This window comes from Leclercia sp., from assembly GCF_036780805.1.
In the GTDB taxonomy this organism is placed as follows: Bacteria; Pseudomonadota; Gammaproteobacteria; order Enterobacterales; family Enterobacteriaceae; genus Enterobacter.
The window spans coordinates 213,033-224,684 of record NZ_DAIQCE010000005.1 but is presented as its reverse complement, the minus strand read 5'-3'; the positions used below and the strand labels follow the sequence as shown (position 1 = coordinate 224,684).

Annotated in this window: 8 protein-coding genes; 7 read left to right on the top strand and 1 reads right to left on the bottom strand. The window is 56.5% G+C overall.

Going from position 1 to position 11,652, the window contains the following annotated elements; translation table 11 throughout:
• The first annotated feature begins 166 nt into the window (after positions 1-166).
• From murB to V7Q49_RS15215, 5 genes are all read left to right on the top strand, one after another.
• Positions 167-1,195 carry a UDP-N-acetylmuramate dehydrogenase gene (gene murB, locus V7Q49_RS15235; protein WP_333853244.1) on the top strand — a complete coding sequence of 343 codons (1,029 nt, stop codon included), beginning with the start codon at positions 167-169 and terminating at the stop codon, positions 1,193-1,195.
• Positions 1,192-2,154, top strand: a complete 963-nt coding sequence (birA, locus tag V7Q49_RS15230) for a bifunctional biotin--[acetyl-CoA-carboxylase] ligase/biotin operon repressor BirA (protein WP_333853243.1) — start codon at positions 1,192-1,194, stop codon at positions 2,152-2,154. Before murB ends, birA begins: the two co-directional genes overlap by 4 nt.
• 174 nt (positions 2,155-2,328) lie before the next feature.
• Positions 2,329-4,335, top strand: a complete 2,007-nt coding sequence (gene hmsP, locus V7Q49_RS15225; protein ID WP_333853241.1) for a biofilm formation regulator HmsP — start codon at positions 2,329-2,331, stop codon at positions 4,333-4,335.
• 158 nt (positions 4,336-4,493) lie between these two features.
• On the top strand, positions 4,494-5,780 hold the full coding sequence (dctA, locus tag V7Q49_RS15220; protein ID WP_333853239.1) for a C4-dicarboxylate transporter DctC: 1,287 nt from the start codon (positions 4,494-4,496) through the stop codon (positions 5,778-5,780).
• 226 nt (positions 5,781-6,006) lie between these two features.
• Positions 6,007-7,452 (top strand): M16 family metallopeptidase, encoded by a 1,446-nt coding sequence (locus V7Q49_RS15215; protein WP_333853237.1) that lies wholly within the window; start codon positions 6,007-6,009, stop codon positions 7,450-7,452.
• A gap of 105 nt (positions 7,453-7,557) precedes the next feature.
• Here the strand turns inward: V7Q49_RS15215 and V7Q49_RS15210 are convergent, their stop codons facing one another.
• Complete coding sequence (locus tag V7Q49_RS15210) at positions 7,558-8,487, bottom strand: sugar kinase (protein ID WP_333853235.1); 930 nt, start codon at positions 8,485-8,487, stop codon at positions 7,558-7,560.
• A gap of 232 nt (positions 8,488-8,719) precedes the next feature.
• Between V7Q49_RS15210 and pdeH the strand changes: the two genes are divergently transcribed.
• Together pdeH and V7Q49_RS15200 are read left to right on the top strand one after the other, a co-directional pair.
• Entirely contained in the window at positions 8,720-9,490 is a 771-nt protein-coding gene (gene pdeH / locus V7Q49_RS15205; RefSeq protein ID WP_333853233.1) for a cyclic-guanylate-specific phosphodiesterase, read from the top strand.
• A 116-nt stretch (positions 9,491-9,606) separates the two neighbouring features.
• Positions 9,607-11,649 (top strand): AsmA family protein, encoded by a 2,043-nt coding sequence (locus V7Q49_RS15200; protein ID WP_333853231.1) that lies wholly within the window; start codon positions 9,607-9,609, stop codon positions 11,647-11,649.
• Positions 11,650-11,652: the final 3 nt, after the last annotated feature.

Sequence of the window (11,652 nt, the reverse complement as noted above, 5' to 3'; positions counted from 1 at the left end):
AACAGGTAAAAAGGCCATCCGCAAGGATGGCCTTTTTGCGTTGTGCCTTAAAAAACCGGGCGGCGCTGCGCTTGCCCGGCCTATACGTTCCCGTTCCGGCAATTCCAGCCGACAAAGATCCCCCAATGGGGTAAACTATCCCGGTTTTTGCATCTGGATAGCCTCTATGAATCACTCCCTTAAGCCCTGGAATACCTTCGGTATCGACCGAAACGCCCAGCAGATCGTGCGCGCCGATGATGCGCAGCAGCTTCTGGCCGCATGGAATCATGCAACGCAAAACCACCAACCGGTTCTTATTCTGGGTGAGGGCAGCAACGTTCTCTTTCTGGAAGACTTTGCCGGGACGGTGATCGTTAACCGCATCCGTGGGATCGCGGTTGAGGAGACGCAGGAATGCTGGCGTCTGCACGTGGGTGCCGGCGAAAACTGGCACGATCTGGTGCAATTCACGCTTGAACACAACATGCCAGGACTGGAAAACCTCGCCCTAATCCCTGGCTGCGCCGGTTCATCCCCTATTCAGAACATCGGTGCCTATGGCATCGAACTCAAAAATGTCTGTGAATATGTTGATTGTATCGAGCTGGCGACCGGTGAAGTGCGTCGTTTACAAGCAGTTGAGTGCCGTTTCGGCTACCGTGACAGCATTTTCAAACATGAATATCAGGACAAATATGTCATCGTCGCGGTCGGTCTGCGCCTGACAAAAAACTGGCAGCCGGTCCTCTCTTACGGTGATTTGACCCGTCTGGATCCCGCGACGGTAACTGCGAAAGAGATTTTTGCGGCTGTTTGCCAGATGCGAATGAGCAAGCTGCCCGATCCGAAAGTGAACGGTAATGCCGGGAGTTTCTTCAAAAACCCAGTGATCGCCGCCGAAAATGCAAAAACACTGCTTGCCGAGTGGCCGAATGCGCCGCACTATCCTCAGGCGGATGGCAGCGTCAAGCTGGCTGCCGGCTGGCTGATCGATCAGTGTCAGCTCAAAGGTACGACCTGTGGCGGCGCGGCGGTACATCGCCAGCAGGCACTGGTGCTTATTAACGAAAACAATGCGACCAGCGATGACGTTGTGCAGTTGGCCCATCAGGTGCGTCAGCGGGTGGGTGAGAAGTTTAACGTCTGGCTGGAGCCGGAAGTGCGCTTTATCGGGCATCACGGCGAAGTTAACGCGGTGGAGACCATTGCATGAAAGACCATACCGTCCCCCTGAAGCTGATCGCCATTCTGGCCGACGGCGATTTTCATTCCGGTGAGCAGCTCGGTGAACAGCTGGGAATGAGCCGCGCCGCCATTAATAAACATATTCAGACCCTGCGCGACTGGGGTGTGGATGTCTTTACCGTGCCGGGCAAAGGTTACAGCCTGCCGGAGCCGGTACAGCTGTTGAACGAAGCCTTTATCCACAGTCAGATCGCCGACAACAGCGTCACCGTTCTGCCGGTGATTGATTCCACCAACCAGTTTCTGCTCAACAGGCTCAACGAACTGAAGTCAGGCGACAGCTGTGTGGCAGAGTACCAGCAGGCCGGTCGCGGTCGCCGGGGACGTAAATGGTTTTCGCCTTTTGGTGCCAACCTCTACCTGTCCATGTACTGGCGTCTGGAGCAGGGACCTGCTGCCGCCATCGGCCTTAGTCTGGTGATTGGTATCGTGCTGGCGGAGGTTCTGCAATCCCTTGGTGCCGACGACGTAAGGGTGAAATGGCCAAACGATCTCTATCTTAAAGATCGAAAACTGGCCGGCATCCTGGTTGAACTGACGGGTAAAACTGGCGATGCGGCACAGATCGTGATGGGAGCCGGGATCAATCTGGTGATGCGTAACGTGCAGGCGGACGAGATCAATCAGGGCTGGATCAACCTGCAGGAAGCGGGGATCGTCATCGATCGTAACGTCCTTGCGGTACAGGTCATCAATGAGCTGCGCCACTCCCTGAAAATCTTCGAACAGGAGGGGTTAGCGCCGTTCCTGCCTCGCTGGGAAAAACTGGATAATTTTGTTCACCGTCCGGTGAAGCTTATTATTGGTGATAAAGAGATCTACGGCACTTCGCGTGGTATTAACGAGCAGGGCGCGCTGCTGCTGGAACAGGATGGTGTGATTAAACCGTGGGTTGGCGGTGAGATTTCTCTGCGCAGCGCCGAATAAAAGAGGCCGGTTCCCGGTCAGTTATAGAGCCGCTTAGCCCGTGTGCGAAGCGGCAACCAGAATAATCCCTAAACGGTTGGTTACACTCTCTTCTACACATCACGATAAGGTATACTCTGAAAGCAGCAGGGTAACAGTTGATTAACCTGCGTTTCGCGTTTCTGGAGATTCATTTTGCGTGTCAGCCGCTCTTTAACTATCAAACAAATGGCGATGGTGACTGCCGTCACCATGGTGTTTGTTTTTGTCTTTTGCGTCATTTTGCTGTTTCATGCCATTCAGCAGAATCGCTATAACACGGCTTCGCAACTCGAAAGTATTGCCCGCTCAATCCGGGAGCCCCTGTCTGCTGCCATTCTGAAGGGCGACATTCCCCAGGCGGAATCCATTATTAAGAGCATCAGGCCGGCTGGCGTCGTCAGCCAGGCGGATGTGGTGCTGCCCAATCAGTTCCAGGCGCTGCGCATGAACTTTATCCCGGAGCGTCCGGTACCGGTGATGGTCAAGCGTATGTTTGAACTGCCGGTACAAATCTCCCTGCCGGTCTATTCCCTGCAGCGTCCGGCGAACCCGCAGCCGCTGGCCTATCTGGTCCTGCAATCGGACTCCTGGCGGATGTACAAATTCGTGATCAGCTGGGTCTCGACGTTGGTAACCACTTACTTATTGTTGACGCTGATGCTGACCGTGGCGCTGACATGGTGCATCAACCGGCTGATTGTCCATCCGCTGCGCCGGATTGCCCGCGAGCTGGATGCCCTCTCGCCGCAGCAACAGGTCGGGCATCAGCTCCCTGTGCCGCGCCTGCACCATGATGACGAGATCGGCATGCTGGTCCGCAGCTACAACCTCAACCAGCAGCGCATGATGCGCCAGCATGAAGAGCTTAACCACAACGCCACCCGCTTCGCGGTTTCGGATCTGCCCAACAAGGCCTTTCTGATGGCAATGCTGGAGCAGGTGGTGAAACGTCAGCAGGCAACCGCCCTGATGGTCGTGGCCTGTGAAACCTTGCAGGACACCGCCGGCGTGCTGAAGGAGAGCCAGCGCGAAATGGTGTTGCTGACGCTGGTCGAAAAGCTTAAATCCGTGCTTGCGCCGCGAATGGTACTGACTCAGGTGAGCGCCTATGACTTTGTGATTATCGCGAATGGCGTCAAGGAGCCGTGGCATGCCATTACGCTGGGTCAGCAAGTACTCACTGTTATAAATGAACGGCTGCCGGTACAGGGGATCCAGCTGCGCCCAAGCGCCAGCATCGGTATCGCCATGTTTAACAGCAACCTCACCGCCGAGCAACTCTTCCGTCGGGCGTTTTCCGCTGCGTTTACTGCCCGCCAGAAAGGAAAGAATCAGATTCAGTTCTTCGAGCCCGAGCAAATGGAGAAGGCGCAGCAGCGGCTGTCAGAAGAGAACGATATCCTGACCGCGCTGGACCACAGCCACTTCGCCATCTGGCTACAGCCGCAGGTGGATCTGCATACCGGTAAGGTAAAGAGTGCTGAAGCGCTGCTGCGGATGCGCCAGGCCGATGGCAGCTGGGAGCTGCCGGAAGGACTGATCGACCGCATTGAAAACTGCGGCCTGATGGTGACGGTGGGCCACTGGGTGCTGGAAGAGTCCTGCCGCCTGCTGTCAGCCTGGCAGTCGCGGGGGATGATGATGCCTCTGTCGGTTAACCTGTCGGCATTACAGCTAATGCACCCGAACATGGTCCCGGAGCTGCTGGAGCTGATCGGTCGTTACCGCATTCAGCCTGATACCCTGATTCTGGAAGTAACCGAGAGCCGCCGGATCGACGATCCTAACGAAGCCGTGGCGATACTCCGTCCGCTGCGTAATGCCGGGGTGCGCATCGCCCTGGACGATTTTGGCATGGGGTACGCCGGGCTGCGTCAATTGCAGCATATGAAGACCCTGCCGGTAGACGTGCTGAAGATCGACAAGGCCTTTGTCGAGGATCTGCCTGACGACAGCAGCATGGTGGAGGCGATTATTCGCATGGCGCACAGCCTGAAACTGGCCATTATCGCCGAGGGTGTCGAAACCGAAGCCCAGCGGAAATGGCTGGCTGAGGCCGGAGTGGAGTACGGACAAGGTTTTCTGTTTGCCAAAGCCGTTCCGCACGATATTTTTGAAAGTCGTTATCTGCATCAGAATGACAATCAGACTGTTGAATGAAATGTTGCTGGTTTGTGCGAGCCAGCTCAAATTTCTTAACATTCGTGTTTCAAATTCAGCCTGAGTTCCTATTTGTCCTGATTATTGGGTGCTATTTTAAAGCCGCAGGTGAGCAGTAACCCTACACTGCCTGCGGTTTTTCTTCCCAAGGACATCTTATGAAAACCTCTCTCTTCAAAAGTCTTTATTTTCAGGTATTAACCGCCATCGCCATCGGTATTCTGCTTGGTCATTACTATCCTGAATTAGGCGCCCAAATGAAACCGCTTGGCGATGCCTTCGTTAAGCTGATTAAGATGGTGATCGCTCCGGTTATTTTCTGTACCGTCGTGACCGGCATCGCAGGCATGGAAAGCATGAAAGCCGTTGGCCGCACCGGTGCGGTTGCGCTCCTCTATTTTGAAGTGGTCAGCACCCTCGCCCTGATCATTGGCCTGATCATTGTGAACGTGGTTCAGCCGGGCGCAGGCATGAACGTTGACCCCTCGACGCTGGATGCAAAAGCGGTAGCGGTCTACGCGGATCAGGCGAAAGACCAGGGCGTGGTCGCCTTCCTGCTGGATGTGATCCCCGGCAGCGTGATTGGTGCCTTCGCCAGCGGAAATATTCTGCAGGTGCTGCTGTTCGCCGTGATGTTTGGCTTTGCCCTGCATCGCCTCGGCAGTAAAGGCCAGCTGATTTTCAACGTGATTGAAAGCTTCTCGCAGGTGATCTTCGGCATCATCAATATGATTATGCGCCTGGCGCCCATCGGGGCCTTCGGGGCGATGGCCTTCACCATTGGCAAATATGGTGTTGGCACTCTGGTGCAGCTCGGCCAGCTGATTATCTGCTTCTATATCACCTGTATCCTGTTTGTGGTGGTGGTGCTGGGCAGCATTGCCCGCGCCACGGGCTTCAACATCTTTAAGTTCATCCGCTATATCCGTGAAGAGCTGCTGATTGTGCTGGGTACTTCCTCGTCCGAATCGGCGCTGCCGCGCATGCTCGACAAGATGGAGAAGCTGGGCTGCCGTAAATCGGTTGTGGGGCTGGTGATCCCGACCGGCTACTCCTTTAACCTCGACGGCACGTCGATCTACCTGACGATGGCGGCGGTATTTATCGCGCAGGCCACCAACAGCCACATGGATATTTTCCATCAGATCACGCTGTTGGTGGTGCTGCTGCTCTCCTCGAAAGGGGCGGCCGGGGTGACAGGCAGCGGCTTTATCGTGCTGGCCGCGACCATCTCTGCTGTAGGACACCTGCCGGTGGCCGGGCTGGCGCTGATCCTCGGTATCGACCGCTTTATGTCCGAAGCGCGTGCTCTGACCAACCTGGTGGGCAACGGCGTGGCAACCATCGTGGTGGCGAAGTGGGTGAAAGAGCTGGACCACAAAAAACTGGACGATACGCTGAATAATCGTGCGCCAGACGGCAAAACACAGGGTTTGTCCTCATAAAATCTTCTCTCTGGCCCGCATTCCCTTGTCGGGGTGCGGGCTCCTGCGCATAATGGCCCCTAAAGACTTGTCATAATCGGACAAGATTTATTTCGGGTATATTTCACTTCTTGCCGTGACGTTTCGCTTCACGCGCGGTCTAATCGGAGTGTTTTGAACATCATCTTTAGAGTGCGACAGGGCGTGTGGCACTCTTTGTAACCAGGAATGTTGATCAGGGGTTCACATGCAGGGCACAAAAATTCGACTCTTAACCGGCGGTTTGCTCATGATGGCAGCAGCCAGTTATGTGCAGGCTGACGCGCTCCAGCCTGACCCGGCCTGGCAACAGGGTACGCTGGCGAACGGTTTTCAGTGGCAGGTTTTAGCCACACCGCAACGCCCCAGCGACCGCATTGAAATCCGCCTTTCCGTCAATACCGGCTCCCTGACCGAGAGTACGCAACAGAGCGGTTTCAGCCATTTTATTCCCCGTCTGGCGCTGACCCAAAGCGGCAGCCTGCAGGCCGTACAGGTCCGTTCATTGTGGCAACAGGGTATCGATCCTAAGCGTCCTCTGCCGCCTGCCGTGGTCTCTTACGACTACACCATGTTTAACCTCAGCCTGCCAAACAACCGTAACGATCTGCTGAAAGAGGCGCTGACCTGGCTGTCTGATACCGCCGGTAACGTCTCGATTACGCCTGACACCGTGAACTATGCCCTGAGCAACAGCGATATGGTGGCGACCTGGCCGGCGGATACCAAAGAGGGGTGGTGGCGCTATCGTCTGAAAGGCTCTGCGCTGCTGGGTCACGATCCGGCGGAACCGCTGAAGCAACCGGTTGATATTGAGCAGGTGAAATCGTTCTACCAGACGTGGTACACCCCGGACGCCATGACCCTGATTGTGGTCGGCAACGTGGATAGCCGTTCGGTGATCGAGCAGATTAGCAAAACCTTTGGCGAGCTGAAGGGCAAGCGCAGCACCCCTGCGCCGGTTCCAACGCTGTCGCCGCTGCGCGCTGAGCCGGTCAGCATCATGACCGATGCCGTGCGTCAGGACCGACTCTCTATTATGTGGGACAGCCCATGGCAGCCAATTCGTGAATCTGCCGCGCTGTTGCGTTACTGGCGCGCTGATTTAGCCCGTGAGGCGCTGTTCTGGCATGTGCAGCAAACCCTGAGTAAGAACAACGCCAAAGACATTGGTCTGGGCTTCGATTGCCGGGTGCTGTTCCAGCGCGCCCAGTGCGCCATTAACGTTGAGTCGCCGGGCGACAAGCTGAACGCCAATATGGCGGTGGTCGCCAAAGAGCTGGCGAAGGTACGTGAGAACGGCCTGAGTGAAGAGGAGTTCAACGCGCTGGTGGCGCAGAAAAACCTCGAGCTGCAAAAACTGTTCGCCACCTATGCCCGTACCGATACCGATATTCTGATCAGCCAGCGTATTCGCTCGCTGCAAAATCAGGTGGTGGATATCGCGCCGGAACAGTATCAGAAGCTGCGTCAGGACTTCCTCAACAGCCTGACCGCAGAGATGCTGAGCCAGGATCTGCGTCAGCAGCTTTCTCAGGATATGTCGCTGATCCTGATGCAGCCGAAAGGCGAGCCGGAATACAACATGAAGGATCTGCAGGCGACGTGGGATGGGATTATGGCGCCAGCGAAATCGGCATCGCAAGGGCAGTAACTCTGAGGGCAGTGCGGTCTGATGCCCTCACCCTGGCCCTCTCCCACAGGGAGAGGGAACAAACACTAAAAACGGCAACCTCAGGGTTGCCGTTTTGCTTTTACCTTATGCAGGCATCGCCTCACGCGGGATGATCGCGCCGCGATACTGAATCACCGTGCTGGCGGTCAGGTGGCCGCGCTGCGCTGCCGCTTCCGCGGTACCGCCGGTCAGACGCACCGCCAGATACCCGGCGCTGAAGGAGTCGCCCGCTGCGGTGGTATCAATCACTTTCTCTTTTGCCAGCTTCACCGCAGGCACCTCAACAATCGCTTCCCCGGCGACCGCCACCAGGCAGGAGTCTGCTCCGCGCTTAATCACCACTTCGCTGACACCGGCGGCCTGCGTACGGGCGATCACTTCTTCAACCGGCTTTTCGCCCCACAGGGCATCTTCGTCGTCGAGGGTTAAGAAGGCGATATCGGTACACTCCAGCATGCGGGTATAGACCTGCTGCGTCTCTTCGCGGCTGGCCCACAGGCGTGGACGGTAGTTATTGTCGAAAATCACTTTCCCGCCGTTGGCGCGGCATTCGCGCAGCAGGGAGAAGAGTTTCTCACGGCTGGCCGGGCTGAGGATCGCCAGGCTGATGCCGCTCAGATAGAGATAGTCAAAGTGGGCGAGCGTTTCGCAGATGTGGGCCGCGCTGTCGCTCTCCAGCCAGAATTTTGCGGCCGCTTCGTTACGCCAGTAGTAGAAGGTGCGCTCGCCAGTGCTGTCGGTCTCGATGTAATAGAGACCCGGCAGGCGGTTTTCCATCCGCTGGGTCAGGGAGATGTCGACGTTTTCACTCTGCCAGGCATCCAGCATCTGCTGACTGAAATTGTCTGTGCCCAGAGCCGTCACATAGTTGACCGCCAGCGCGTCAGCATCAACCTGACGGGCAATATACACCGAGGTGTTTAAGGTATCGCCACCAAAGCCACGGTTCACTTCCGCGCCTTTCTGGGACAGTTCGATCATACATTCGCCGATCACGGCAATTTTCTTAGACATAGTCGTGAACCTGAACAGTTAAATTAGCGCTAGTGTGCGCTGCAGCCCGGAAGCGGTCAACTGTATTAAAACGACGTTCCATTATTTTTTTGAACCCGGACAAGTTTCGGGTGAGTTTCAGATCCCAGATTTTCATATTCGTCCGCAACCGAACATAAAGTTCTCTTACCTGGGGCCGATAATCCTTTGACCAGTCCCGACAGGCCCTTCCCCATTCAACAGGATATCTGAAATGAAGTTAAGGCAGGACATCCAGCTGCTGAGCATCCCTGAGGCAAGTATTGAGAACTTGCAGGAACATCGCTACTGGCTGCAATGTGAGCGCGCTTATACTTATCAGCCCATTTACCGCACCGACGGTAAATTGATGGCGATCGAGATCCTGACCGTCGTGACGCATCCGTCAAACCCGGCACAGCGCATCGCCCCGGATCGCTATTTTGCGGAACTGCCCGTGCGCCACCGTCTGGATATTCTTGAAGAGCAGCTCAGCATGCTGACGGCCAAAAAGGACTTCTTTGCCGACAACGGCATTCTGGCCTCGGTCAACGTCGATGGGCCAACCCTGCTGGCGGTGCGTCAGGATGAGAGCCTGCAGAAGCTGATCCAACATCTGCCGTGGCTGCGCTTTGAGCTGGTGGAGCACGTGCGTCTGCCGCACGACTCCTCGTTTGCCACCATGTGCGAATTTGGCCCGCTGTGGCTGGACGATTTTGGCACCGGCATGGCGAACTTCTCCGCCCTGAGCGAAGTACGTTACGACTACATCAAAGTGGCGCGGGACCTGTTTATCATGCTGCGTCAGACCCCGGAAGGCCGCAACCTGTTCACTCTGCTGCTGCAGCTGATGAATCGCTACTGTCAGGGGGTGATCGTCGAAGGCGTTGAGACCCTGGAAGAGTGGCGCGATGTGCAAAACTCGCCTGCCGCTGCGGCGCAGGGCTATTTCCTCTCCCGCCCGGTGCCGATGGAAACGCTCGAGAACGTTATCGTCACTCTTTAACCCCGGCTGCTTCCCATAATAGCGCGTGGTTAACGCGTTATTACCGGACGCTGCCGCTCCTTTTTTCCATGTCTGAACTATATTCATGACTGGCAAGGTAAAAAAGGAATTATGGGATGACAAAAACAGCGAAGATTATCACCTGGTCCGGGGGGGTCTTCTTGTTGCTGATTGTGGTGCTCATTGTCGTGATCGCGACATTTGACTGGAACCGCCTCAAACCGACCATCAACCAGAAAGTCTCGACTGAACTCAACCGTCCATTCGCCATTCGCGGCGACCTGGGCGTCGTATGGGAGCGTCAGAAAGACGAAACGGGCTGGCGCAGCTGGATCCCGTGGCCACACGTGCATGCCGATGACGTTGTGCTCGGCAATCCGCCCGATATTCCCGAAATCACCATGGTGCATCTGCCGCGCGTCGAAGCCACGCTGGCGCCGCTGGCGCTGCTGACCAAAACGGTCTATCTGCCGTGGATCAAACTCCAGAAACCCGATGCCCGGCTGATCCGCCTGTCGGAGAAGACCAACAACTGGACCTTTGATTTCGCCGATAGCAAAGACAAAGAGGCCGCAGCCAAACCCTCGTCCTGGTCGTTCCGTCTCGACAACATTCTGTTCGATCGCGGGCGGGTCGCCATTGACGATGCGGTGAGCAAAGCCAATCTTGAGATCTTTGTCGATCCGCTGGGTAAAGCGCTGCCTTTCAGCGAAGTCACCGGCACCAAAGGGAAAGACGGGAAAGATAAGCCTGGCGATTACGTCTTTGGCCTGAAAGCCGAGGGGCGTTACAACGAACAGCCTCTGAAAGGGACAGGAAAAATTGGCGGCATGCTGGCGCTGCGCGGCGAAGGCACGCCGTTCCCGGTGCAGGCCGATTTCCGCTCCGGTAATACCCGGGTGGCCTTTGTCGGCACGGTGAGCGATCCCATGAAGATGGGCGGCGTCGATCTGCGCCTCAAGTTCTCCGGGGATTCGCTGGGTGAGCTGTACGATCTGACCGGGGTACTGCTCCCGGATACCCCACCGTTTGAGACCGATGGTCATCTGGTGGCAAAAATCGACCCAGAAAAATCGTCTGTTTATGATTATCGTGACTTCAACGGTCGAATCGGTGATAGCGATATTCATGGCTCGCTGACCTACACCACCGGCAAGCCGCGGCCGAAGCTGGAAGGCGACATGGAGTCTCGCCAGCTGCGCCTCGCCGATCTGGGGCCGCTGATTGGCGTCGATTCCGGTAAAGGCACCAAAGCGCAGAAGGTGAGAAAGGAGGCTCCGCCGTCCGGGAAAGTGCTGCCTAACGACCGTTTCGAAACCGACAAATGGGATGTGATGGATGCCGACGTGCGCTTCAAGGGGCGCCGAATCGAGCATGGCAGCAGCCTGCCGCTCAGCGATCTCTCGACCCATATCATTCTTAAAAATGCCGACCTGCAGCTGAAGCCGCTGAAATTTGGCATGGCGGGCGGGACCATCTCGGCCAACATTAAGCTGGAAGGGGACAAGAAACCGATGCGCGGTCAGGCGGAGATCCAGGCCCGACGGCTGAAGCTCAAACAGCTGATGCCCGATGTGGAGCTGATGCAGAAAACCCTCGGCGAGATGAACGGCGACGCGACCATCCGCGGGACGGGTAACTCCGTGGCGGCCCTGCTGGGCAACGGTAACGGCAACCTCAAGCTGCTGATGAACGACGGGCTGATCAGCCGCAACCTGATGGAGATTCTGGGGCTGAACGTCGGCAACTTCCTGATTGGCCAGATTTTTGGTGACGATGAGGTGAGGGTCAACTGTGCGGCGGCCAATATCGATCTGGTGAACGGCGTTGCGCGTCCGCAGATCTTTGCCTTTGATACTGAGAATGCGGTGGTCAACATTACCGGTACGGCCAGCATGGCCTCGGAGCAGCTGGATTTGACTGTCGACCCGGAAAGTAAGGGCATCCGCATTATCACCCTGCGCTCGCCGCTGTATGTTCGCGGTTCATTTAAAAATCCACAGGCCGGGGTGAAACCAGGTCCGTTGATTGCGCGCGGTGCGGTGGCGGCAGCGTTGGCCACGCTGGTGACCCCTGCGGCAGCGCTGCTGGCGCTGATCTCACCGTCAGAGGGGCAGGCCAATCAGTGTCAGGTGATCCTGTCGCAGATGAAGAAATAGTTC